We start from the raw sequence: 24,777 nt of genomic DNA, 5'->3' as shown, positions 1-24,777 counted from the left end.
TAGTATCAATAATCAAAAGTAGTGTGCAAGGAGAGTTGATAACTTTAATTAAATATACTTTATTCTGTATGGAGACATTATGATAATTCAAACTGTAAATCCCGCAACGGAACAAATAATACAAAGCTACGATTGCATGAATGAGCAGGAAGTTGATAAAAAACTTAACGAATCACACAAAGCATATTTGGAGTGGAAAAAAACGTCTTTTAGCCACAGAAAGTCATTAATGTTGCAACTTGCCCAACTCTTAAAAACAAAAACAGATGAATTGGCTCATTTAATGGCAATTGAAATGGGTAAACCAATTACCGCAGGTAGAGCTGAAATTAATAAATGCGCCTGGTTATGCGAGTATTTTGCGGAGCATGCAGAAGATTACCTTTCTCCAAAAGTAATTCAAACAGACATGAAAAAAGCAAAAGTATGTTATCGTCCACTTGGAATTGTTTTTGCTATTATGCCTTGGAATTTTCCTTTTTGGCAGGTTTTCCGTTTTGCTGTACCCACGCTTATGGCTGGAAACGTTGCTGTAATGAAGCATGCACCTATTTCAACGGGAACAGGCAGTAAAATAGAAAAGTTATTTCAAGAGGCAGGATTTCCAGCACATGTTTTCCATCATTTGATCGTTGATAATGATGGAGCGGCCAAAGTTATAGAGCATCCTCATGTTATTGCGGTTACCTTGACAGGAAGTGGGCGAGCAGGACGTGCTGTCGCAAGTCATGCAGGAAAATTTTTAAAAAAATCAGTGTTAGAGCTTGGTGGAAGCGATCCCTATGTCGTTCTTGAAGATGCGGATCTTGATCTTGCTGCACGCTGTATTGTGAATTCAAGACTCAGTAACTCAGGTCAAGTCTGTATTGCGGCTAAGCGTATCATTGTTTTAAAATCCATTGAAAAAGAATTGACACAGAAGATAATGGAGCAAATGGATGAATTTAAAGTGGGGAATCCACTTGATTCAGAAACCAAGCTTGGTCCATTAGCACGATCCGATTTGCGTGAAAACTTACAAATTCAAGTAGAAAAATCACTGAAACAAGGTGCTAAATTATTGGTAGGTGGTATAATTCCCGCAGGAAAAGGGTTTTATTATCCACCAACTTTATTAACTCAGGTGAGGCCAGGCATGCCGGCTTTCGATGAAGAGTTATTTGGACCTGTTATTGCTCTTATTACAGCCAATGATGAGAAAGAAGCCCTTGCATATGCAAACCAAAGTCAATATGGCTTAGGTGCTGCGGTGTTTACTCGTGATTTGGAGAGAGGAGAGCATATAGCTACTTACGAGATAGAAGCTGGTGCTTGTTTTGTTAACGCTTTTGTAGCTTCAGATCCCAGGTTACCATTTGGTGGAATAAGAGAGTCGGGATATGGTCGTGAATTATCGAAAGAAGGTATATTAGAGTTTGTTAATACAAAAACCATAGCCATTAGTGATTCTTAATATTAACTCATGCTGAGTAAAATATGATTTTTTGGGCCACTCTTATCCAGGCAGTTTATTTATTCCTGGATAAGAGTGGCTGGCTATTTATATTTAAACAATAAATTCTCGCTGTACGGCTGAGCAAATCGACGAGGTAAAACAACAATGTCTTATAAATTTGAAGAGGGTAAAGATGTATTAATTGAAGCCATTGTCAATAGAATTAGAAGTTCTATGGTTGGTGATCAAACCGATTTTTGCGCCGAATTTGCCAAACAGCTATATGGTACTGTAGCACTGGAAGATCTTAATGCGTGGACTATCGATGATCTTTACGGTGCTGTAGTAAATTTTTGGGCTTTAATTAGTGAACGTGCGCCACACGAGACAAAAATTAGAGTCTATAACCCAGATTATGAACGTCATGGATGGCAAACAACGCATACCGTCATTGAAGTGATTTGTGATGATATGCCATTTTTGGTTGATTCAATTCGTCTGGTAATCCATAGAATGGGTCTATCTTCTCATCTAACCATTCATATGGGCGGTATTCGAGTTAAAAGAGATAAAGATAATCGAGTTTGTAATATCTTACCCCGTAATCAAATGTTAGATGAAAAAGGCGTTATCCATGAGGCACCCATATTTCTAGAAATTGATCGACAAACTGATCCCAAGATACTTGAAGAGCTGCATAAAGGATGTGAACGAGCCCTTGAAGATAATAGAGTCGTTTTTGAAGACTGGGAAAAAATGCGAGCTGAGGTTCGAGAAGCAATTGCAGAGATTGATAAAGTATCTCCAGTGCTTGATTTAGATGAAGTGGAAGAAACAAAGGCATTTTTGCATTGGATTGAAGACCATCATTTTACCTTCCTCGGGATGAGAGACTATGAATTAGTAGAAAAAGGTAAAGAAACGGTTTTACAAGCTGTTCCTAATACCGGATTAGGACTTTTACGTGAAAGCGTTACTAAATCAATGGCACGTAGCATTTCTGCAATGGCACCTGAAGCACGTGAATTTACTTTGTCTCCACGAATTTTGGTTACTTCAAAAACAAATACATTGGCAAGTGTTCATCGTGATGCCTATACCGATTACATAGGAGTCAAACGCTTTAATGAACATGGAAAAGTGATTGGTGAAAGAAGAATTATTGGGCTTTATACTTCTGCTGCTTATCATACTAACCCGAAACAAATTCCATTTTTACGACGTAAAGTAGCACACATTATGGAAAATTCCGGATTAAATCCACGCAGCCATGCAGGTAAGGTTTTATTAAATATTCTTGAAACCTTGCCAAGAGATGATTTGATTCAAGGAACAGAAGATGAACTTCTGGAAATTGCAATGGGTATATTTTACATGCAGGACAGAAAGCGTATTCGTTTATTCGCACGAGTTGATGTTTATCGACGCTTTGTCTCTTGTCTGGTATATGTCCCTAAAGACAGGATTAATACCGAGTTAAGAATGGCCATGAAGCAAATTCTTGACGAGAGTTTTAACTCAATTGAGACCACTTATTCGACCCAATTTACCGAGTCTGTTTTGGCACGCGTTCATTTTATTATTAAAATTAATCCGAATTTACGACTTGAATATGATTTAAAAGACATTGAAAGGAAACTGATTGAAGCTGGACGCTCCTGGACCGACGATTTACAAACGCATTTATATGAGGCTTATGGAGAAGAACAAGCCAATAGCCTTTACGCACGTTACAAGCATGCATTTCCTCTTGCTTATAGTGATATGTTCCCGGCCAGGACAGCAGTTTATGATATTAAACATATCGAATTACTTACAGCAGAACAACCTCTAGGTATTAATTTTTATAAGCCTTTGGATGAATCGGAAAATAGTTTTAGATTGAAAGTGTATCAACATGATACCACCATTCCTTTATCTGATGTTTTACCGATATTAGAAAAACTGGGTTTGCGTGCTATAAGTGAACGTCCTTATCCATTAAAATTTGAAGATGGCAAAGTAGCTTGGATTAATGATTTTGCCATGCAATACAATAAACCAATTGAGTTTGATCTTGATGAGATTAAAGAATTATTTCAGAATGCTTTTGCCAAAGTTTGGTTTGGTCAAGCTGAAAATGACGGATTCAATCAGTTAGTTTTAGCGGCAGGACTTAATTGGCGTGAAGTCGCTGTTTTGCGTACCTATGCCAAGTATTTTAAACAAATTGGTATTACCTTTAGCCAAGACTACATGGAAATGGCATTAAATAATAATGTTGCTATTGCTAAAAAATTAGTGAGATTATTTGAAATTCGTTGTAATCCCGATGATGATCCTAATAGAGAGGATCGCTTTGCTGATTTATCCATCGAACTATTAAGCGATCTTGATGCTGTATCGAATCTTGACGAAGACAAAATAATTAGACAATACATTCATGCCATTAGCGCTACATTACGGACTAATTTTTATCAAATAAATGAAGATGGACATCATAAACCTTATATTTCACTTAAGCTAAACAGCAAAATTATTCCCAGCGTGCCAAAACCACATCCGATGTTTGAAATTTTTGTTTACTCTCCACGTTTTGAAGGGGTTCATTTACGTTGCGGCAAGGTTGCTCGAGGCGGTTTGCGGTGGTCTGACCGAAGAGAAGATTTCCGTACGGAAATACTGGGTTTGATGAAAGCGCAACAAGTAAAAAATTCAGTTATTGTACCTAGTGGTGCCAAAGGTGGTTTTGTACCCAAGTTTTTACCTGTGAACGGTACTCGGGAAGAAATAATGGCTGAGGGAATCGGTTGTTATCAATTATTTATCCGTGGTCTTCTCGATATCACAGATAATTATGTTGAAGGTAAAGTGGTTAAGCCTAAGAACGTTATATGTTTTGATGAGGATGATCCTTACCTTGTTGTTGCTGCAGATAAAGGTACGGCAACCTTCTCTGACCTTGCTAATGCTATTTCTTTAGAATATGGTTTTTGGTTAGGTGACGCTTTTGCATCGGGTGGATCAATAGGTTATGACCATAAGAAAATGGGAATTACAGCAAAAGGTGCATGGGAATCAGTGAAACGTCATTTCTTTGAATTAGATATAGACATTGAAAATAATGATTTTACTGTTGTAGGTATCGGAGACATGGCGGGAGATGTTTTTGGTAACGGTATGCTGTTGTCAAAACACATCAAGTTAATTGGTGCATTTAACCATATCCATATTTTTGTCGATCCTGATCCTGATGCAGAAGTCAGTTACAAAGAAAGAGAACGTTTATTTCATTTACCACGTTCCAATTGGACGGATTATGATAAAAAACTTATCTCCAAGGGTGGCGGTGTGTTCAATCGTAATGCTAAATCCATCCCTGTTAGCAAGGAAATGCAAGCAGCTTTTGGAATTAAGCAAACCGAAATTGAACCAAACGAGTTAATTAAAGCAATTTTAAGAGCTAAAGTTGACTTACTTTGGAGTGCAGGAATTGGTACTTATGTTAAGGCGAGTACTGAGTCAAACGCTAATGTTGGAGACCGAACCAACGATGCAACTCGAGTCAACGCAAAACAATTACGTTGCAAAGTTGTGGGTGAGGGCGGTAACTTGGGATTGACCCAATTGGCGCGAGTCGAGTACTCATTAAATGGTGGAATGGTGTATACCGATTTCATCGATAATTCGGGTGGTGTGAATTGTTCGGATAAAGAAGTAAATATTAAGATCCTGCTGAATAGCATTGTAGCAGTCGGTGATTTGACTCCAAAACAGCGTAATGAATTGTTAATTGAAATGACCGATGAAGTCAGCAAACTGGTACTACGTGACAATTTCTTGCAAACGAGAGCGATTAGTTTAACTGCATCACAGCCTCTTCAAGCATTGGATCTACAAAGTCGCTACATTAGTGAATTAGAACGCACTGGAAAAATTGATCGTAACCTTGAGTACTTACCTGACGATAAGGTTATTTTGGAACGTAAATTAATGGGTAAAGGCTTGATGCGTCCCAGTATCGCTGTATTAATGTGTTACAGTAAAACAATTCTTAAGGAGCAAATTCTGGCTTCAGGTGTTCCTGAAGAAGCGTATATGACCCAATTTTTAATTAGTTCGTTTCCAAAACCTTTGCAAAAACGGTTTAGCAAGCAAATGCAATCTCATCCACTAAAAAGAGAAATTATAGCGACCCGATTAAGCAACATTATAGTAAATGAGATGGGCTTTACTTACATTTACAGATTACAGGATGAAACAGGAGCCCCTGTTTCAGCAATCGTAAGAGCCTATGTGATTACTCGTTCTGTGCTTAATTTAGAAGCTGTTTGGAAACAAATCGAAGAATTAGGTACTAAAATAAGCGCTAAAAAGCAAATCGAAATGATGATGCTTTACTCCAGATTAGCTCGACGTATTACACGTTGGTTCTTGCGTAGTCAACGCCGAGCGGTGGACATTTCTGAAGTTGTTTCACTCTATGCACAAGGTGTTGTTGAGTTGAAGATGTCCATACCTGCGATTTTAAATGAAGAACGACGAGCAAAATACGATGAACATTATCAAGAGCTTGTTGATGAAGGAATTCCATCAGCACTAGCACATGATTTAACTGTAACTCGTGGTTTATTTGCGGCAACTGACATCATCGAAATCGCTTATAAGAGAAATATGAAGGTAGCACAGGTTGCTGAGATTTATTTCGGAATTGGGGAGTTCCTGGATCTTGCTTGGATAAGAAAGCAAATTATTATGCATCCAAGTGAAAATCATTGGGAGTCTCTCTCTAGAGAAGCATTGCGAGATGATTTGGATTGGCAACAACGTCAACTCACTGCTGGCCTGATTAACTATGATGGTAATAACCCAGATTTGCAGGCGCGCCTTGCTTCTTGGGGAGAATCTCATCGTGCATTAATTCAGCGTTGGCGCTTTATATTGGCGGATCTAAAAGCAAGCTCAATTCTAAACTATACTATGTTTTTTGTTGCAATCAGAGAGTTACTGGATTTAACTCAAACAACTTTGCAATCCTATGCGTTGGTTGAGCAAGAAGCATAATGGAAGTTTAAAGGAGTGTAGGTTGGGCCTTGGCCCAACCTACTTAAATTTGCAAATACAAGAGTGCTTTATTAAGTGAGTGGATTTGAAAATCTAACTGATGGATCGGCTAACTCTACTAATTGATTATGCCCTTCAAAAAAAACTGTTTGCTCCGCTTCTTTCAATATACTTACAGCAATCAAATACTGTCCAGATCTCAGAATAGAAAAATCAACTAATTCACCAACTTCTGACCCTTCAGGTTTATTTAATAATTTTTGTCCGGAATAAATTTTTTGCTCCGTTGCAATTTCATAAATTTTCAATTGATGTTTTATCGTCGCTTTATAGTGCATTCGAGCAATAATTTCTTGACCTTTATAGCATCCTTTATTGAAACTAATGTAAGGGGTTTGTTGTAAACCAAGTCTATGAGGTAAAAATAAGCCTCGAGATTCCGGATAAATTTCTATTTGTTGTTGGAATAATCTTAAAGTGTGCCAGGTTAAGGAACCAAGGAATTGGTCATTTTTCATAAAGCGCTCTTGAATCGAGTGTGCATGGTCACTCAGGACTAGAAAAACATAAAATCCATTACCTAAATGATATAAACAAGAATGGTCGGTATATGTTTGTGCATAAAGTGAATTAGGAAAAAATTCTGTATCAGGAATAATATCTTCATGATTTTGTAAATAAAATCCAAAAATATGAAAACGGGTGTTTTTTTTGAGTACAACGCGAGACAGTAATGCATACTTGCTTAATGAATTAATTGTACTTTCTTGTAAATCTTGGGGCAGTACTAACTTAACCCCTTGCCAGCTAATAATATCCATTAAAGTGAGAACTCGTCCTTTAAGATTACACTGAGCACCTTCTATCATTTGTATGTCAGATATGGAGTTTAAGTCGCAAGTTAATTGCCCCTGAAGAAAATCAATGGCTTTATTACCCTCAACATCAATAACTGCAAGATAAGATAAATCAAATAAATAATTTTTTTGAGGTATAAGGACTAATTCCTCTTCTAATGTTTTGAAGGTCGTTAAAGTTCTGTCATTGATTAAATGTGTAAAAGTTGTACTCATTATTTTAAGCCTGAAAAACGATTACTCTCTATTTGAGGTAACCGTGAATTGAAATATTACAGAGTTTATCTGATTTTTTAAGCTCGCCATAGTAGGGCTGTTTCCATTTCTACTATCTTGGTCAAAATGATCTGATTTTCTGCGCTCCGATGCTCACATACTCCATGTATGCTGCGCTTCGGTGCTTGATAATCTGGTCATTTTGACTCAATCTATCGAAATGGAAATAGACCCTAGTGCTTAATGATTTCCGTTTACAAAGACAGTAGTGTATTATGGTGCCCGTAAGCTGATCATCAAGAGATTTACCTATGTTGGATTTGGACACCAAGGAAAAAGCAAGACTTGCATGGCATTGCCGCCGAGGAATGCTCGAATTGGATCTTATTTTGCAACGTTTTCTTGAGCATCACCTTGTGCATTTGTCTACAAAAGAACTTGAGGCTTTTAATTCACTATTAAGTTGCACTGATCCAGAGTTGTACGCTTGGTTAATGGGCCATGAAGATCCTCAAGATAAAGAGTTAAAAAAAATTGTCACCATTATCCGAAATAGTAATTGAGCCAGGAAAATCAAAGACTTATTTGCGTTTGATTTTAGTGACTTACCTCATTACCGTCATTTTGATTCTTTATTCATCGATAGCTCTTTTTATCAAACTCATTTTACTTGGCTTTATTTTTATCTTGCTGAAAGTTGATTGGGCTAATCAGAGTCCATGCTCATCGATTAAAAAAATTCAATTTATAGGCAATGCGTGGGTTTTGGAAATACATCAGGATGAGAAGCAGACTTATACTCAAGCCGTTATTCTTATTCACAATCCTTTTTTTCAACTTATTGAATTTGCGAATTCAAATCAAAAAAAGCGTATTGTTTTATTTCTTGATCAGATCACAAACTATCAATTACGGTTATTACATCTCAAAATAAGCCAAAGTAGTATATAATTACACATATAGCGCAACAAAAGACCAGTCATTCTTATAATGGAATTATGAGGAAGTGATGAATAAAGAAACTTCTTATAGTGATGAGGACTTGATTAATCTAGCGAGACAAGGAGACATGGAAGCTTATAATCTGTTGTTGTCACGGTATAACAATAAAATACAGCAAATTATTTACTTACATATTCAAGATAGGGCCAATGTTAGTGATCTGGCACAAGAAGTATTAATTAAAGTTTATCGCTATTTACATTATTTTAAAGAGAAAAGTCAATTTTCCACTTGGTTGTATCGAATTACACAAAATACCATTAAAAATCATTATCGTGCAGCTAATTTACGTATGGATATGGAAGCAGAATATGCTGATAATTATTATCCTTCAGTGCAGCTGTCTCCAGAATATCTATTGATTAATATGGAGTTTGGTGAGCAACTGGAGACAATTCTTTCTACTTTATCCGATGAGTTACGTCTTTGTTACGGAATGTATATCCTAGATGGTCAATCGTATGAGGATATTGCAAAAAAAATGGATTGCCCAGTTGGAACAGTCCGATCTCGTATTTTCAGGGCTCGAAAATTAGTAATTGAATCAATCGGTCAATTTGTTTAAATGGACATTTTTTGATTTTTTTTATCATATTGCGAAAGCACTGGATTAAATTAACTCTAAGGGTAAGTTATCTTAACTTTAACTGTTTTTTCAATTATGTTATAAAACGACCTTGATTATTTACTGATCAATATAAATGCCATTTTTCTTTTATTAAATTTAGGGATGAATTATGTCGAGTGTAATGGAAAAACGTTTAAAGGAATGCGATAAAAAAATCGATACATTGTTTCAAGGAGTGGAGCTCAATGCAGAAATTGAAAGACAATTAAAAGCGCTTAAAGCTTATTATCACACGTTATATATTGACGCGCTTGATGATGAATTAGAAAAGGAATCCATTAAACTCTATGAACTTCTTGTACTAGGTCTTGAGAATATAAAAAATGGAGCGCTAAATGCTAAAGAAGTTTTAAAAGAAATTGAAGAAATACGGTCGTTAAGAAAAACGGGGATCGTTCTTGAGAATATTCTTACTTCATTGGAATTATTATTCTGGGCCGCACTCTCAAGTACATTCTTCTCATATTGTGTTCTTATGGCTGCCCCATTAGTAGCGTTTAATCCTTTTTTTGCGCTTGCTGTATTATCGGTTTCTTGTATGGCGGCAATATGCGCAACAGTTCGCTTTTTCAATTGCATTGATGAATTTAAATCGTTCACTCCAGTTGAGGAAGAGTTTGAACGAGAAAAAAATTTAATATTATTCTTTAAACCTGCTGTATCGTCTCCTGAAGAATCTCCATCTATCGTATCTGGCCATGATGAATTCCAGCAAAAAGAAGGATTGTATCCTCAATTAGTTTAGGTATGATTTTCTATATTAAGCTTGGTGAATAAGGGCCCGGGTGAGGGTAAAACTTTAATCCGGGCCTAATGGGACATTACTTTTCTGCAGCTTATAAATATCTGTTAACAAATAAGCTGCTATTCAAAAAACATATGATAAAATGCTACATTCATCTGAACTGTTAAAAGAACTTTATGCTGGAAAGTGACCGCTTAATCAGTACTCAAAGTACTACCGCAGAAGAGGCTATCGATCGCGCTATTAGACCTCTAAGACTTAGTGAATATATAGGGCAGGATGCAGTGAGCTCGCAGATGCAAATTTTTATCGATGCAGCAAAAAAGCGAAGCGATGCTCTGGATCATGTCTTAATCTTTGGTCCACCTGGTCTTGGTAAAACTACTTTAGCTAATATTATTGCTCATGAAATGGGTGTTAATCTGCGTCAAACCTCGGGTCCAGTGATTGAGAGAGCAGGGGATATTGCAGCGATACTTACTAACTTGCAAGCAAATGACGTTCTATTTATTGATGAAATTCATAGGCTTAGTCCTGTAATTGAGGAAATACTCTATCCAGCAATGGAAGATTATAAGTTGGATATTATGATCGGTGAAGGGCCGGCTGCGCGTTCTATTAAACTGGAATTGCCTCCTTTTACTCTAATTGGCGCAACGACACGAGCTGGATTGCTTACTTCACCCCTTAGGGATCGATTTGGTATTGTACAACGTCTGGAATATTACTCTGTTGATTCATTAACACAAATTGTTGCCCGTTCGGCACTATTGCTCAATGTAAAAACCAAACCCGAGGGAGCACGAGAAATCGCATTACGATCAAGAGGAACGCCACGTATTGCAAATCGTTTACTACGACGTGTTCGAGATTACGCCGAAGTTAAGGGTAGCGGAATTATAAGTGTTGATATTGCACAAAAAGCTTTGGAAATGTTAGATGTAGATCAACATGGATTTGATCTCATGGATAGAAAATTGTTGTTAGCAGTAATTGAGCAATTTAACGGGGGGCCGGTAGGTGTTGATAGCATTGCGGCAGCAATTGGTGAGGAAAAAGGTACAATTGAAGATGTTTTGGAGCCATTTTTAATACAACAAGGATTCCTTATGCGCACGCCAAGAGGTAGAATAGCCACACCAAGAGCGTATCAGCATTTTGGTTTAAATACAGTAGAGCAGGATTAATCAATGGATGCCACAATCACGCATCAACACTCTTTTCGTGTTTACGCTGAAGACGTAGATTATATGGGAATTGTTTATCATGCGAATTATCTTTGTTATTTTGAGCGCGCGCGCACAGAAATGTTAAGGCAAAATAATTTGATTCTCTCGGATTTGATGAAGCAGGATACCCTTTTTGCAATATATGATGCGCATCTTCGTTATAAAGCACCCGCTCGATTGGATGATTTACTAACAATTAAAACTCAAGTACAGCACTTAGGGGCTTGTAGTTTTTTATTTGATCAGAGTATGCAAAATGAGCAGGAAAAAATAATTTGTGAAGCCAAAATTCAAGTGGTATGCGTGGATAGTAATTTGAAGCCAAAACGATTTCCACATTGAATAAAAGAATTGTTATTGTAATTTGTGTAGTAAAACCACAGCACGAAAATGGTACTGGAGATATATAGATGGGTAATCAAGCAAATGTATTAATGTATTTTATGCAAGCAGGTATGGTTGTTAAATCGGTTATGATATTACTCGCTGCTGCATCCATTACTTCTTGGACATTAATATTTCAACGAGCCTGGTTTTTTAACCGTAAAAAACAGCTTACAGATGCTTTTAATCAAAGATTCTGGGATAGTGGTGATTTAAGTAGACTTTATGCCGATATCGATAGTAATTCGGATGAACGACAAGGTATGGCAGCTATTTTTCATGCGGGCTTTAAGGAGTTTGTACGGGCCAGAAAACAAGGTAATGTAGTTATTGAACCGATACAACGAGTAATGCAAATTACTCATACAAAAGAAGCAGAGAAACTGGAAAAACATTTGCCTTTTTTTGCTTCTGTAGGTTCTATTGCACCTTATGTAGGATTATTTGGTACCGTTTGGGGTATAATGACCTCCTTTCAGGCATTAGGGCATGCCCAACAAGCAACAATTGCTATGGTAGCTCCAGGTATTTCTGAAGCGTTGGTAGCTACTGCTTTGGGTTTATTTACTGCGATACCAGCGGTTATTGCATATAACCGATATACAACACGTGCTAATGATTTATTAAATCGATTTGATTTATTTCAGGAAGAATTAATATCGCTTATAGAACAACAAAACAGTGATACTGTAAGAGGGTAAAATTTGAAATGATCAGAGCAAAATCCAAGCGTGAGCGTCCCATATCAGAAATTAATGTTGTACCATATATTGATGTGATGTTGGTTTTACTTGTAATTTTTATGATTACAGCACCTATGTTGAGCCAAGGAGTAACTGTGGACTTGCCTAAAGCTGCAAGCCAAACTTTGGCACCTACAGATAGAGAACCCATTATTGTGTCAGTGAACCAGCAAGGCACTTATTTTCTTAATATTAGCAGTACTCCTGCAGAGCCTATAGAATCCCAAGCTTTAGTTGTTCGTGTTGCTGCAGAGTTGGAGTTGGCACAACAATCAAACCAAAAACTTAATGTTTTAGTTAAGGGAGACCAGGGGGTTGCATATGGTAAAGTTGTTCAGGCAATGGCATTGCTCAAGCAAGCAGGAGCAGAGCAGGTAGGATTATTGACTGATTCATCCCAAGAAATATCAGAGGGGCAAGCATGATAAATAATCCCAGTTATCGTAAAGCTTTTTTTGCCGCACTTGGCTTACATCTTTTTTTAATCGTGATGCTTTTAACAGATAACTCAAGTCAGAGGCCTGTTTTAACCGCGGAAACTAAAAATACACCTGGAGTAGAGCAACCTATTGCCGTTACACCTCAAACTGAAGTGGTGAAAGCAGTAAGCGTCGATAATAAGCAAGTTATGGAAACAGTAAATCGCTTAAAACAGGAACGGGAACAACAAAAAAAAGCTGAAATTAACCGACAAAACGAACTCAAACGGCAGGCAGAAGTTGCAAAACAGCAGAGAATAAAAGAACAGCAACAACTTGCTCGACTTAAAGAAGAGGCGAATAAGATTGCTATTGCTCGTAAAAAGCAAGCTGAAGAAGAGAAAAAACGCTTAAAGAAGCTTGAAGAGCAAAAAGCATTGGAAGCGAAACGTATTGAAGATTTAAAAAAACAAAAAGAAGAGTTGGTAAAGCAACAGCAATTGGAGGTTAAAAAACTTGCTGATTTAAATAAGAAAAAAATGGCGGAAAAGGCCCAAGCTGAAAAAGAAAAAGCCGAGCTTGCAAAAGCAGAAGCGGAAAGAAAAAAACAAGCGGAGGCAGAAGCTGCCGCAAAACAAGCACAAGCAGCAAAGAATGCTGAAAAGCAGGCACGTATCGCTGGTGAAGTTGATAAATATAAAGCGCTCATTGTAAATGCCATTGGTAGAAACTGGATATTGCCTGAAAATGTTGATAGTAGCTTATCGAGTCAGTTCAGAATACGTCTTGCTCCTGATGGAATGGTATTAGAAGTTACTTTAACTCGCAGCAGTGGTGACCCATTGCTTGACCGCTCAGCACAAACAGCTATTTATAAAGCATCGCCACTGCCTGTGCCTGCAGATGCAGAAACATTTAATCTGTTTCGTGATATAAGTTTAACCGTTCGACCAGAACAAGTGAGGGGGTAAAACTCGTGATTAATCGAATTATTACACTTTTTTTATTGCTTTTTACACAGCAAATTTTTGCTCTTGATTTAGAGTTAACCCAAGGGATTAATTCAGCTTTGCCTATTGCGATTAATTCTTTCGGTTCAGATGGTGCCGCTCAAGAAATCGGACAAGTTATTGAAGGTGATTTAAATTTCTCAGGACAATTTCGTATTGTTTCTGGTCCACAAGGTCCCAATGCGCAAGCGGCAGTAAGCACGCTCAAGCAATTGGGGGCAGATAGTGTTGTAACGGGGCATGTCATTAGGGCAGGAAATCATTATGAAGTGAGCTTTACCTTAACTGATGCTGTAGCGAATGGGGCGACTCTATTGACAAAAACGTTTCAAATTAATGCGAATCAAGTCAGACCATTAGCACATCATATCAGTGATGAGATATACCAAAAATTAACAGGAGAGAGAGGCGTTTTTTCCACTCGTATTGCCTATATTTCTGTTCAAAGAACTCTAAAGAGCACTCGTTATTCACTTGAGGTTGCTGATGCAGATGGACATAATCCACAAAGCTTATTGATTTCTACCGAGCCTATCATGTCTCCAGCTTGGGCTCCAGATGGTAAAAGCATTTCTTATGTCTCTTTCGAGAAAAAAAGAGCACAAATATTTACCGTTTCGGTTGAGACAGGTCAAAGACGCTTAATTACCAGTTTCCCTGGAATTAACGGGGCCCCAGCATGGTCTCCTGACGGAAGAGAGTTGGCTGTGGTTTTATCTAAAAGTGGCACACCCAAAATTTACCGCGTAGACATCAGTACTGGCACCATGAAGCAATTGACTTTTGGTGATGCTATTGATACTGAACCACGCTATGCTCCGGATGGTAAAAGTTTATTATTTACTTCAGGAAGAGGGGGGTCACCACAAATATATCGCCTCTCTTTAGCCAATGGACAAGTGAGCCGTGTCACTTTTGAAGGTAATTATAATGCACGTGCTTCCTATACGCCGGATATGAAAAATATCATTATGTTGCATCGAGATGACAAGCAATTTAATATAGGATTGCAAAGTGCAAGTGGTGGGCCAATCGTCAGTCTAACTTTTTCTGGACGTGATGAGTCTCCATCCGTTGCGCCAAATGGTCGTTTAATTCTTTATGCGACCCACAATGAGGATAAAGGTGTATTAGGTATCGTTTCTCTCGACGGTAGAATACGAATGAGACTTCCAGCACGTGAAGGAGATGTACAAGAGCCTGCGTGGTCTCCTTATTTGGGTTAAATGATGTCACGAATTATTTATATAGCCGGGTATATACTTGTTTTTTGCTTGGTGACTGTAAACAGCTATGCTTGGAATGCAGCAGGCCACAAGGTGGTGGCACAAATAGCCTACGATAATTTATCGCCAAAAGCCAAAGCCATGTGTTATAAATACCTACGTTCACGCACACATAACACACCCAATTCAAGTTTTGTTAGCTCTTCAACCTGGATGGATGAAATTAGATGGAGGGAAGTATATTGGTATGATGTTATGCATTATATCGATATTCCTTTTTCCAGTGATGGAACGCACCTGCCTCCAGTTGAAAGTACCAATGCAATAAGAACAATAAAACAAGCAACCGCCGTACTTTCTTCTAAAAAGACGAACCCAGCAGATAAAAAACTTGCATTACGCATGTTAATTCATATTACAGGTGATATTCACCAACCATTACACGCGATAACTCGAGTCAGTGCGCAACATCCTAAGGGCGATTTAGGGGGCAATTTATTCGTGTTAGGGAAAAATCCAGTAGGCAGTAATTTGCATCAGTACTGGGATAATGGAGGGGGCTTTTTTCTTGGACAGTTTGATGAGGCTCGAATAAAAAATACAGCACAGCAATTGGAACAAAAAATACCCTGCTCGATGATTGGTACAGAATTAAAACCTGCTAAATGGGCAAAAATGTCCCATAAGTTGGCCATAAAAAATGTTTATCAGATGAATCCTAATGAAACCCCTAGTGATAAATATCAAGAAAATGCGCAGCTATTAGTTCAAAAACAGGTTGTGTATGCAGGATGCAGGCTGGCAACATTACTCAATAAAATCGCCCAAGGATAATTGAAGCTTGGGCAGCGCAGCGGAATCCAGTTTGAGATGTTCGTTCATGCACCAAGATAGGTATTAACCGTTTGCTCTGACGCCACATCACGCGCCATCGTATTTTGGTAATACTGTTTTGCTTCCTGGCAATGTGTAAGTATTTTCTTTGAATTATGTATTGGCAGAATTCGCTTTTCCTGAGGTTGATTCGTATCGTGTAAAAGCAAGTCTACATATTTTTCTATTGATATATTGATCACATAACGAGAATACATACTTGCAATCAAGGGATCTTTTGAATATCTACGCTCTGCATCAATGAGATCTACAAGTTTCATCTTGCCATTATCAATACCCGCCATTTTGACAAAGTCCATGGTATCGGTAAGCGTGTCAAAAAAAACATGCACTGAACGATTTGCATTGTGGCATGAATTTTCCACAATAATCAGGGGTTGATTCCGATTATCCATACTGGATCGCTTTATTGTGGATAATCTCTTTTTCAAATCATCATATAAGTGCTTTTCTGTACAGATAGCGTTTATCGAATCGCAGATTTTGAATACAAGATCCATTTTTTTTGGTAGTTCCTGGAATTTGGCATGGTTTTGCGTTAAAAGATAATCATCAATTGCCTGTAAAGCAGAACGTATGATCATTTGGTTCTGCTTATTTACATATAAAGTTAGTATTTGTTGTAATCCTTCTAAATAGGATATCTCAATATCTATTTTATTTTTGCTAACATGAATGAATCTTGATAAAGGTAACGATGAAAGAGAAAATAATTTATCACTCATTTTATCTATCGTTAGCGTTTTAATTCGATTCATTTCACTGTGCAGTTTGTTATATATTTCAGGAGGAAGTGGAACTGCATGAAGACGTAATACAATGTTTAATAAGTGAAACAAATGAATTTTATGCGGTAAACTATCCACAGTATTATCATATTCAATAATACCGTTAATGCATGCGATTACCTTACAATATTGCTCGCACAAAAGGTTACGAAATCGCGGTTCACTAATTACGTTGACAACTTTCTCTAATAAATGAGCAAACGAATCCGTATTCGCATATTTTTCGGAAATACAGAGTAAATTTATGAACTCGATTAATGCAGCTCTACCTTTATGAGGATAATCAGCCATGGTGGTTAGCAAGTTAAGCTTTGATTCACCTTCCATTCCTGCTGCAATGCGGTCATAAAAAAAAGTCGTTCCAGGTGTATTTGAGATTCTTGTTGCTACCGAATGTGGAAATCCAAAACTGCTTCTACATAAGAAATATCGATAGGGACTAGTATTAGGTACAGAAGTTTTACTGAAATAAAATGGTGAGTCCTTTAATTCGTCAATTGCATAACTATGTTGATTATGTCGCAAAATGTTGCGAATGATTTTACCATTTTTAAAACTGGTTAACATCGCCTGTTTAAGTGGTTGAAAAGCATGTTTCGCAATATGACAAACTAACTGCCTATCAAAATAATGATTTTGACGTTCAGCACTTGAAATCAAGGTATTATAATTTGAAAAAAATTGTGGATTATTGATTGACCAAACCATACCTGCTTCAACTTTATCTGAACCCAGCAGGCCATATTTTTGTAGGCTATGCACGAATACTAAATTGAGTGATCCATCCATGATTTTATTCTGATGTTGTAACAATATGTTTGTAACTTTCTGACCACCAATATCGACCAAGGTTGAATCAAGAATCAAAGTTACAGGCAATTTATTAGTTCTTTTTAAAAATAGTTCATCTATGAAATGATTCACATCAACGGAATAAATATTTTCTTCACTTAGAGCAAGAGAAGCCTCCATATTCATAACATAAATATCAGCGTCTGGATTATTGATTTTACCTTGAGCACGATAGGAACATTTTTCAGCATGAAATAATGTCAATGCTTCAGCGGTTTCATAATATATGTTATCCAAATAAACTATGCTTGGAGTACTTGATTTGCAAGTTTGTCTCGCTGCTGACACGGCCTCAAAGCATGCTCGCATTCCCGAGTTATACAATCCGAAGTGATAGGTCATTTCATTATGATCAATAGGGCGTAAAAGAGCAGGATCAGAGTGACAGTGTTTCATGTTGTCACGCATAATAAACTGGAAATCATCCATTCCATAAGGTTCCAGTACAGCGAGAATAAAATTTAGTTCTTCCATCAACCATTCATAAGTATTAACCCATCTGCGATGATCCTTGAAATATAATGTGGCAAACATCATATACTCAAAAATAAACTGATAACTGTGTTTTAATAGTTCCCGTCTATGGGAAGCTACTGATTGATTTTTAATATGATTATTCAAAGCTTCAAGCATACTGGTAATTGCATTGACATGGATCGGTAAAAACGGCAACTCGGGATTGTTTATCCCGGCAAGTTTTTTGTATTTTTGGTAAACTGTACAATTTATCAGCTCTTCCAAGGAAGCAAATTCTGGCGGCTGTTCCCGCCTATATATACTTTTCCCATGTCTATCTACTACTGGTATTAGAGAAGAATCATCAGTGAATTGGTTGATTCGATGATACATTTTATGCGGAGTCGGTAATAATCCAAGTTTTTGGATTTTTTCAAACATCATAGAGGCTTCAGCTACACTTTCGTAAACTAGAATATAATGATCTCTGCTAGTAAATTGAGACACCTCATTCTCTTCATGAACACTAACTGTTTTTACATTGGAATTGAGAATAGATTTTAATTCATGAAAATCGAAATCAATGGGCACACACTGCACTAGTTTTAATTGCTTACCGTATTTTTTATAATATTCGGTTGCAAATGTTCCTATGTAAGATAAGAGTAATTGACGGTTGTGGTGCTTTATCTCACTTCTAAAGTATAAATAAGTTTCTTCTAAATGATTGAGATGGTATTGGTTTTCAATGTCTACATACATTTGAGCCGCCATAGATGAATTTTTCATGGCAATGTTATTGCCCCATCGACTGTGAAATGTTTTGATTGAAGTCATTAGCTCTTTATCAGAAAGGCATTCATCACTGTTGCTGATTATATGAGATAACTCACTAAACCGCTGATCATATAGATGATATCTTTCTGATGAACGAAATAGCGTTTCTCCATTTACAACATAATTATTCCAATGTTCTCTTAACTTTCTATATGAAATACACTGTACTAGTTTTTTTTGTATGATAGCTGAAGATGAATCATACGTCGTATAGAATTGATCCTGAATACTCCAATAATTAGGATTGTTTATATTCTTTATATCCATATATTCAAATGGTACGTCAATTTCAGAATCAGGATCTGATTCCAGATACATGGGGAAATAATATCCTTGACCCGGATCATTCCATGGACTATAGATGCGCACGTATTGATTCGCCAGCTTTATTTGATGCTGCTCGGATAAATTGTTTAGATCCTTACTGATAATATCGATTAAATCTGCATCATTAATGGCATTTTCGTTTTTAACAATGATCACATGATCACCAGCACGATTTCTATGCGCAATGAACGTTTGAAATTCAAGTGGATTATTTACTATATTTTCCTTGATTGCATTCATCTTCCCTGATAGGTCAATGACGATTATATGCATATACTTTCAGGTCTAATTTTGATGAAGGCTAAGTCTGTTGGTGTATCATTCACAATAAGAGGAAAACCCGATTTTTCCTGAGAAGGTTGAGTAATCTTTTCCAAATCAATCACATGTGTTTGATATTCTTGAAAGATATTTTTTGTTTGCTCTTGCAAAAATTTTGATCGATTGAAATTAATTTCAAAACGATTTTTCATTAGATTACCTCGAGTTAAGTGAAACCCTAATTTACTTTATAAAGTTTTTTCTTGAGGCAAAAAGAGAGGTGTAATTGTCCGCTGAACTAAAGATACAAATAACTCGTTCTTTACCTCAGCGACCAACCCGTTTAATCATTAAAACTTGGTAAGAAAACCAGTCCTTCTATCATCCAGACGAAGAGAACAGATCGCATTTAGTTAAATTTTAAAGCAAAATATAAAAAATTTTATCAAAAAAAATATTTTTTGTCAAACCTCTTCTTTAGGTCAGGTATAGGAGCCTTAAATCTAAGTTTCTAATCACAAGTTTATTTAAATGTATTAAAATAGTACTAATAGACTTGGTTTTATTCTTATGCACTCACCAAATGATAAGAAGATGGAGATACTAAGTATGGATGCATCGAGTGATGAGGCTACTAAAGGAGGATCCGCGGTTGCCTCACTTCGCTTTTCGATGGGTCATTGTTTTTTATTTATTTCTACTAAAATTCCTACCAAGGAAGTATATAAGCATTATCACGCACTCCAATCCATAATGATCGACAGGAGAAATCCTGATAGCCCAGTAAGACCTCTCATGCTGTCTAAAAAGGTTCATGCTATTTTGCACACAGGTGTAACCGTGAACATGTTAGTTGCAACGGGAATTAGAAAAAAAGATTTACCTCATGCAAAAGACATTAAGCAAGTAGTGCCAAGAGAGCTAACTTTAGAGGCAAAATGGCTGGATAAAAGTAAAGAACAAGCACAATGCGGCGGTGATGCAAGTGTTTTTGGTAATCTAGGTGTTCTAGCTATATCAAAAGATGTACGCTTTGTTGATATTCCTAAAATGAATGCATTAGCTGTACCTAAATCTTTTCTGAAAAAATATGGCGCAGAACTTATTGCATTGCATCAATCCTTCAAATTGGATGATGTGGCGCATGAAGAATTAAAATCTTTATTTCTTGTAGAATATATATGGGATCAAGAATATATTGAAGAATATGCATTAAACCCTCGAGGCGGTGGAGGGGTGTTTGTTGAAACCCATCCATTTCCACATGTGTTTATACCTTTGTCACCAAAATGCGGTGGTGCTTTAATTCTTGGTATAGACAGATCGGATGGCTATTTTGATTTTGCAAGCTTTGAAATTCCTTTTGGATATACAATGAAAGTGGGAAGTAATGTGATTCATAGTGACGCATTTTTTGTAGGTCCTTATGCAATCTCTTTGACGCAAACAGATCGTGCTAATTCAGTACTTTTAAAACGCGATACTGTAGCCCGGGAAATAGAGAGAGTGTGTCTTACTCCTGTACCAAAATAACTTGATTCGGGTACCACCTACTTAATGCAATGTACTGAATTTAAACTTTAAATTACTCATAAAAGCAAAATATAAAGACTGTGCTATATTTTAGATGCAATTGTTTAATAAATGGGATCGCCATCCTCAACAAAAGGAATTATAAAAATGAATAAATTATTTGCAAAGATTGGTATAGTTAGCATACTAATGAGTGTTTCATTATATGGTTGGGCAGAATCAGGGCCCTGCAAAGCTATTGCAATCACTTGTATGCAAAATGGTTACTTTAAAGGTGGGGAAAATGCAGGTAAAGAATTAGTCAAAGACTGTGTTTTACCTGTAGCCATGGGTAAGAAACAATTACCAAATACAAATTTCAGTCCAGAACAATTGCAGCAATGCAAAATGAAGTTAGCCGAAAAAATAAAAAGTAAAATGCAAGAAAAAATGCAGCAATAACATTAGGTCAGTTTACAATTCGCTATCTTGAGCCAAAATGCTTCGATTTTAGAGCACCGGAACGGAGCATACACGAAGTATGTGAGTATAGGAGCACAGAAAATCGAAGCATTTTGGCTCAAGAAAGTAGAATTGTAAAAAGAACTAATTCCTCTCCCTGAAGGGAGAGAAACTTTTATCTTATTCCTTTTGCAACGACTCCATCACAGCACCTAAGAAGCGAGTTGCTTCGCCTCCAGTAACAGCTCTATGGTCAAAACTTAATGATAAGGGAAGTATATTATGTGCTTCTAATGCTCCTTGAGTATTGACAACAGCTCCCTGATAGAGTCTGCCTACGGCTAAGATAGCAACCATCGGCGGAACAATAATTGGACTAGCAAAGCGGCCAGCAAATTTTCCAAAATTAGAAAGAGTTATGGTAGCTCCCTTCAATTTATCTGCAGTAATTTCTCGTTTGCTCACAGATTCTTTAAACTCATTGATTATTTTTCGTAGATCACCATCGGAAAGCTTCGCGGCGTTATGAATAACAGGCACAAATAATCCTTCCTCATTATCCATCGCTAAACCAAGATGCACCTCATTAAAACACTGGCGCGCACCATGTTTTGTATCAAACCATGCATTCAGGGCAGGCTCTTTTTTAGCAGCGTAGACTATTGCCCGGATTAGGCGAATCGTAATATCAGTACCAGGCTTCCAAGTACTGATATCGGCTTCATCAAAAATACTTACAGGTACTACTTCTGCATGAGATTGTGTCATGCTATTGAGCATTGCTCGTCTTACCCCGCGCAGAGGCTCAAAACCCGCAGGTACTTCTGAGTTTTTGTCTGCTTGTGCCTGAACATCATCGCGAGTGATTATGCCGAACTCTCCAGTTCCTTTAACTGTAGATAAATCGACATTAAGTTTTTTAGCAAGCATCTTTACTGCAGGGGTTGCCTTGATACGATTTTTAGTTGCGTGTTGGATGCCGACAGTAAAATTATCTTCAAAGACTTCACTGCTTTCTTCTAAATTGCCGACTACTGTTCCTTTGTCTTCCGTTTTAGCACTTGTTGATTTAAAAGCTACCAAAGGTTCACCTGTTTTAATTACGTCTCCAGGCTTACCATATAATTTGCTAATAATTCCAGACTGAGGACAGGGTACATCAACTACAGCTTTTGCAGTTTCCATAGAAACCAATGGTTGATCTGCGATTACAGTATCCCCTTCTTTAACAAACCATTCATGAATCTCAGCATCTGGTAGGCCTTCACCCAAATCAGGTAGATTGAAAATATTCATTATTACTCCATTATGCTCATAACACTGTTTTTAATCCGTGCAACACTAGGGATGTACTGTTTTTCCAGCTGGAAATAGGGCATTACAGTATCATATCCGGTTACCCGTTGGACTGGAGCCATTAAATCAGCCATAGAATTTTCCATAATCTGTGCTGAAATTTCGGCACCAACGCCACACGTTTTCGCTCCCTCATGAACGATAATACACCGTCCTGTTTTCTCTACTGAGGCTAAAATTGTTTCAATATCCAGTGGTTTAATTGTTGCCACATCAATGACTTCGCAAGAAATTCCTTCGTTGCCTAATTGCTTAGCAGCTTGTTGTGTTTCGTGGATGCTGGCTCCCCAGCTTATTAATGTGACGTCATCACCTTGTTGTAGCGTAAAACACTTACCGATAGGAAGTGCTTCACCGTTATCTTCTACAGGCTGCTTGACCAAACGATAAATACGTTTAGGCTCGAGAAAAACAACTGGATCTGGATTACGCATGGCGGCTAAAAGCAGGCCATAAGCACGCCGTGGCGAGGAGGGAATCACAACTTGTAAACCAGGAATATGAGCAAATAGTGCCTCGGTGCTTTCAGAATGATGTTCTGGAGCGCGAATGCCGCCACCAAAAGGTGCACGAAAAACGAGAGGGCAATGGAGTCGTCCGCGTGTTCTATTACGCATCCGAGCAGCATGAGAAATAATTTGATTCATTGCTGGATAGATAAACCCCATAAATTGAAACTCAGCAACCGGCTTCAATCCTTGTATTGACATACCAATTGCTAATCCGGCAATCATAGACTCTGCCAGGGGAGTATCAAAAACTCTTTTTTCACCAAAACGCTCTTGTAATCCTACCGTGGCGCGAAAGACACCACCATTTTTACCCACATCCTCTCCAAAAACTACAACATTTTCATCATGAGCTAACTCATAAGCCAAAGCCTGAGTTACTGCCTCGATTAAAGTAATATCAGGCATGAGTTGCTTCCTCCATAGCTATTGCACGTTGTTCCACTAAATACTCAGGTAGTTCGGCATAATGGTAATCAAAAATACTGCTGATTGGTTGTGGTTCCATACTCAAGTATTCATTAACTGCCTTTTCTACTTCTTCAGAACATTGAATTACTAAGTTTTCTTCGTCTTGCGAATTCCATATTTTTTGTTCTATAAGAAATTCTTTAAATCGTGATATGGGTTCTTTAGGTTTGGCCTTTTCAACTTCATCGCCAGGTTGATAGCGAGTTGCATCGTCAGCTGTTGTATGATCCGATAAACGATAAGACATGGCTTCAATTAAAGTAGGTCCTTCACCATGACGTGCTTTTTCAATTGCATCGCCAATAACGTGTCTTGTTGCTAAAATGTCATTACCGTCAATTTGCATGCCTGTAAAGCCAGCGGCTACGGCCTTTTGTGCAATAGTTTGGGTACCGGTCTGTTGATCTCTAGGGACAGAAATTGCCCATTGGTTATTATTGACCACGAAAACGACAGGTAAATTCCATGTACCCGCGACATTCATCGCTTCATAAAAATCGCCTTCCGAAGTACCGCCCTCGCCAAGACACACTACGGCGACACGAGGCTGATTTCTGTATTTAAAGGCAAATGCAACACCTGTTGCATGCAAGCATTGAGAGGCAATCGGAACACAGATTGGTAAGTCTTCTGAATTACAGGAAAATTGACTGCCACGCTCGTCACCACCCCAGAAAGCGAGTATTTCAGACATTTTTACACCGCGTTGAAATTGCGCAGCATAATCGCGGTAATAGGGTACAAGTACATCCTCAGGGCGCATTGCATGACCTATAGCGGCTGAAATTGCTTCCTGACCATTAATCGGAGCATAAGTTCCCATTTTTCCTGTTCTTTGTAAAGCGATAGCTTTTTTATCAAAAGTCCGTGTCAGAACCATAATTTTATAAAGTTCTTTAAGCACAGAATGATCATGGGCAAAAGAAGGTAGTTGTCCGACCAATTTTCCATGTTCATTTAAAAATTGAGTATATGTAATGTCAAATTGAGCAACTGTTGCCATACAAGGGCTCCTTGTCAATAAAGCGTTTGCATAGCATACTCACAAATTAATTCAAAAACCAGAGAATTAGTGTCGAATTCGCGTTACAGAATGAAGTATTTGTCGCCTAGTG

Annotated in this window: 21 protein-coding genes; 15 read left to right on the top strand and 6 right to left on the bottom strand. The window is 37.6% G+C overall.

Annotation, left to right across the window (positions count from 1 at the left end):
* Window positions 1-79 precede the first annotated feature (79 nt).
* A complete protein-coding gene (locus Lani_RS08775; protein WP_019232444.1) occupies window positions 80-1,453 on the top strand; it encodes an NAD-dependent succinate-semialdehyde dehydrogenase in 1,374 nt (457 codons plus the stop codon).
* A 147-nt stretch (window positions 1,454-1,600) separates the two neighbouring features.
* Entirely contained in the window at window positions 1,601-6,478 is a 4,878-nt protein-coding gene (locus tag Lani_RS08770) for an NAD-glutamate dehydrogenase (protein WP_019232443.1), read from the top strand.
* Between the two features lie 71 nt (window positions 6,479-6,549).
* On the opposite strand, the gene ygfZ is transcribed toward Lani_RS08770, so the two are convergent.
* Window positions 6,550-7,551 (bottom strand): CAF17-like 4Fe-4S cluster assembly/insertion protein YgfZ, encoded by a 1,002-nt coding sequence (gene ygfZ, locus Lani_RS08765; RefSeq protein ID WP_019232442.1) that lies wholly within the window; start codon window positions 7,549-7,551, stop codon window positions 6,550-6,552.
* Window positions 7,552-7,862: 311 nt separating this feature from the next.
* Here ygfZ and Lani_RS08760 point away from each other — a divergent pair, with 311 nt between their 5' ends.
* The 11 genes from Lani_RS08760 (at window position 7,863) to Lani_RS08710 (ending at window position 15,771) form a co-directional block, all read left to right on the top strand.
* The gene (locus Lani_RS08760; protein ID WP_019232441.1) at window positions 7,863-8,114 is read left to right on the top strand and encodes an FAD assembly factor SdhE; all 252 of its coding nucleotides are present in this window, start codon (window positions 7,863-7,865) and stop codon (window positions 8,112-8,114) included.
* Complete coding sequence (locus tag Lani_RS08755; RefSeq protein ID WP_019232440.1) at window positions 8,086-8,502, top strand: hypothetical protein; 417 nt, start codon at window positions 8,086-8,088, stop codon at window positions 8,500-8,502. Before Lani_RS08760 ends, Lani_RS08755 begins: the two co-directional genes overlap by 29 nt.
* A gap of 58 nt (window positions 8,503-8,560) precedes the next feature.
* Entirely contained in the window at window positions 8,561-9,118 is a 558-nt protein-coding gene (locus Lani_RS08750) for a sigma-70 family RNA polymerase sigma factor (RefSeq protein WP_019232439.1), read from the top strand.
* Window positions 9,119-9,290: 172 nt separating this feature from the next.
* A complete protein-coding gene (locus tag Lani_RS08745) occupies window positions 9,291-9,926 on the top strand; it encodes a DUF5638 domain-containing protein (protein ID WP_019232438.1) in 636 nt (211 codons plus the stop codon).
* A gap of 176 nt (window positions 9,927-10,102) precedes the next feature.
* Entirely contained in the window at window positions 10,103-11,113 is a 1,011-nt protein-coding gene (ruvB, locus tag Lani_RS08740) for a Holliday junction branch migration DNA helicase RuvB (RefSeq protein ID WP_019232437.1), read from the top strand.
* Window positions 11,114-11,116: 3 nt separating this feature from the next.
* A complete protein-coding gene (locus Lani_RS08735) occupies window positions 11,117-11,497 on the top strand; it encodes a YbgC/FadM family acyl-CoA thioesterase (protein WP_019232436.1) in 381 nt (126 codons plus the stop codon).
* Between the two features lie 68 nt (window positions 11,498-11,565).
* Window positions 11,566-12,240 carry a protein TolQ gene (tolQ, locus tag Lani_RS08730; protein ID WP_019232435.1) on the top strand — a complete coding sequence of 225 codons (675 nt, stop codon included), beginning with the start codon at window positions 11,566-11,568 and terminating at the stop codon, window positions 12,238-12,240.
* An 8-nt stretch (window positions 12,241-12,248) separates the two neighbouring features.
* Complete coding sequence (gene tolR / locus Lani_RS08725) at window positions 12,249-12,707, top strand: protein TolR (protein WP_019232434.1); 459 nt, start codon at window positions 12,249-12,251, stop codon at window positions 12,705-12,707.
* Window positions 12,704-13,672, top strand: a complete 969-nt coding sequence (gene tolA, locus Lani_RS08720) for a cell envelope integrity protein TolA (protein ID WP_019232433.1) — start codon at window positions 12,704-12,706, stop codon at window positions 13,670-13,672. The genes tolR and tolA overlap by 4 nt, the downstream gene beginning before the upstream one ends.
* A 5-nt stretch (window positions 13,673-13,677) precedes the next feature.
* Window positions 13,678-14,937 carry a Tol-Pal system beta propeller repeat protein TolB gene (tolB, locus tag Lani_RS08715; RefSeq protein WP_019232432.1) on the top strand — a complete coding sequence of 420 codons (1,260 nt, stop codon included), beginning with the start codon at window positions 13,678-13,680 and terminating at the stop codon, window positions 14,935-14,937.
* Window positions 14,938-15,771, top strand: a complete 834-nt coding sequence (locus Lani_RS08710; protein WP_019232431.1) for a S1/P1 nuclease — start codon at window positions 14,938-14,940, stop codon at window positions 15,769-15,771.
* 44 nt (window positions 15,772-15,815) lie between these two features.
* Here Lani_RS08710 and Lani_RS08705 read toward each other — a convergent pair whose 3' ends face one another.
* Together Lani_RS08705 and Lani_RS08700 are read right to left on the bottom strand one after the other, a co-directional pair.
* Complete coding sequence (locus Lani_RS08705; RefSeq protein ID WP_019232430.1) at window positions 15,816-19,331, bottom strand: hypothetical protein; 3,516 nt, start codon at window positions 19,329-19,331, stop codon at window positions 15,816-15,818.
* Window positions 19,332-19,354: 23 nt separating this feature from the next.
* On the bottom strand, window positions 19,355-19,564 hold the full coding sequence (locus Lani_RS08700; protein WP_019232429.1) for a hypothetical protein: 210 nt from the start codon (window positions 19,562-19,564) through the stop codon (window positions 19,355-19,357).
* Between the two features lie 397 nt (window positions 19,565-19,961).
* Here Lani_RS08700 and Lani_RS08695 point away from each other — a divergent pair, with 397 nt between their 5' ends.
* Window positions 19,962-20,885, top strand: coding sequence for a hypothetical protein (locus Lani_RS08695; RefSeq protein ID WP_019232428.1), 924 nt, complete (start codon window positions 19,962-19,964; stop codon window positions 20,883-20,885).
* Between the two features lie 147 nt (window positions 20,886-21,032).
* Window positions 21,033-21,326, top strand: coding sequence for a hypothetical protein (locus Lani_RS08690; protein ID WP_019232427.1), 294 nt, complete (start codon window positions 21,033-21,035; stop codon window positions 21,324-21,326).
* 180 nt (window positions 21,327-21,506) lie between these two features.
* Here Lani_RS08690 and Lani_RS08685 read toward each other — a convergent pair whose 3' ends face one another.
* From Lani_RS08685 to pdhA, 3 genes are read right to left on the bottom strand one after another with little or no spacing between them, the layout of a single operon-like run.
* Window positions 21,507-22,622 carry a dihydrolipoamide acetyltransferase family protein gene (locus Lani_RS08685; RefSeq protein WP_019232426.1) on the bottom strand — a complete coding sequence of 372 codons (1,116 nt, stop codon included), beginning with the start codon at window positions 22,620-22,622 and terminating at the stop codon, window positions 21,507-21,509.
* Between the two features lie 2 nt (window positions 22,623-22,624).
* Complete coding sequence (locus tag Lani_RS08680) at window positions 22,625-23,599, bottom strand: alpha-ketoacid dehydrogenase subunit beta (RefSeq protein ID WP_019232425.1); 975 nt, start codon at window positions 23,597-23,599, stop codon at window positions 22,625-22,627.
* Window positions 23,592-24,665, bottom strand: a complete 1,074-nt coding sequence (gene pdhA / locus Lani_RS08675; RefSeq protein ID WP_019232424.1) for a pyruvate dehydrogenase (acetyl-transferring) E1 component subunit alpha — start codon at window positions 24,663-24,665, stop codon at window positions 23,592-23,594. Before pdhA ends, Lani_RS08680 begins: the two co-directional genes overlap by 8 nt.
* Window positions 24,666-24,777 lie beyond the last annotated feature (112 nt).

It is taken from the genome of Legionella anisa, assembly GCF_001467525.1.
Lineage (GTDB): Bacteria > Pseudomonadota > Gammaproteobacteria > Legionellales > Legionellaceae > Legionella > Legionella anisa.
This window is presented reverse-complemented; position numbering and strand designations above follow the sequence as displayed.

Bases quoted from the DNA above. Each gene is read 5' to 3' on its own strand.
- tolA (WP_019232433.1), top strand. From the start codon at position 12,704: ATGATAAATAATCCCAGTTATCGTAAAGCTTTTTTTGCCGCACTTGGC.
- ygfZ (WP_019232442.1), bottom strand. From the start codon at position 7,551: ATGAGTACAACTTTTACACATTTAATCAATGACAGAACTTTAACGACC.
- Lani_RS08750 (WP_019232439.1), top strand. From the start codon at position 8,561: ATGAATAAAGAAACTTCTTATAGTGATGAGGACTTGATTAATCTAGCG.
- Lani_RS08695 (WP_019232428.1), top strand. From the start codon at position 19,962: ATGGATGCATCGAGTGATGAGGCTACTAAAGGAGGATCCGCGGTTGCC.
- tolQ (WP_019232435.1), top strand. From the start codon at position 11,566: ATGGGTAATCAAGCAAATGTATTAATGTATTTTATGCAAGCAGGTATG.
- tolR (WP_019232434.1), top strand. From the start codon at position 12,249: ATGATCAGAGCAAAATCCAAGCGTGAGCGTCCCATATCAGAAATTAAT.
- Lani_RS08710 (WP_019232431.1), top strand. From the start codon at position 14,938: ATGATGTCACGAATTATTTATATAGCCGGGTATATACTTGTTTTTTGC.
- Lani_RS08770 (WP_019232443.1), top strand. From the start codon at position 1,601: ATGTCTTATAAATTTGAAGAGGGTAAAGATGTATTAATTGAAGCCATT.
- pdhA (WP_019232424.1), bottom strand. From the start codon at position 24,665: ATGGCAACAGTTGCTCAATTTGACATTACATATACTCAATTTTTAAAT.
- Lani_RS08775 (WP_019232444.1), top strand. From the start codon at position 80: ATGATAATTCAAACTGTAAATCCCGCAACGGAACAAATAATACAAAGC.
- Lani_RS08680 (WP_019232425.1), bottom strand. From the start codon at position 23,599: ATGCCTGATATTACTTTAATCGAGGCAGTAACTCAGGCTTTGGCTTAT.
- Lani_RS08760 (WP_019232441.1), top strand. From the start codon at position 7,863: ATGTTGGATTTGGACACCAAGGAAAAAGCAAGACTTGCATGGCATTGC.
- Lani_RS08745 (WP_019232438.1), top strand. From the start codon at position 9,291: ATGTCGAGTGTAATGGAAAAACGTTTAAAGGAATGCGATAAAAAAATC.
- Lani_RS08700 (WP_019232429.1), bottom strand. From the start codon at position 19,564: ATGAAAAATCGTTTTGAAATTAATTTCAATCGATCAAAATTTTTGCAA.
- Lani_RS08690 (WP_019232427.1), top strand. From the start codon at position 21,033: ATGAATAAATTATTTGCAAAGATTGGTATAGTTAGCATACTAATGAGT.
- Lani_RS08735 (WP_019232436.1), top strand. From the start codon at position 11,117: ATGGATGCCACAATCACGCATCAACACTCTTTTCGTGTTTACGCTGAA.
- ruvB (WP_019232437.1), top strand. From the start codon at position 10,103: ATGCTGGAAAGTGACCGCTTAATCAGTACTCAAAGTACTACCGCAGAA.
- Lani_RS08705 (WP_019232430.1), bottom strand. From the start codon at position 19,331: ATGAATGCAATCAAGGAAAATATAGTAAATAATCCACTTGAATTTCAA.
- Lani_RS08685 (WP_019232426.1), bottom strand. From the start codon at position 22,622: ATGAATATTTTCAATCTACCTGATTTGGGTGAAGGCCTACCAGATGCT.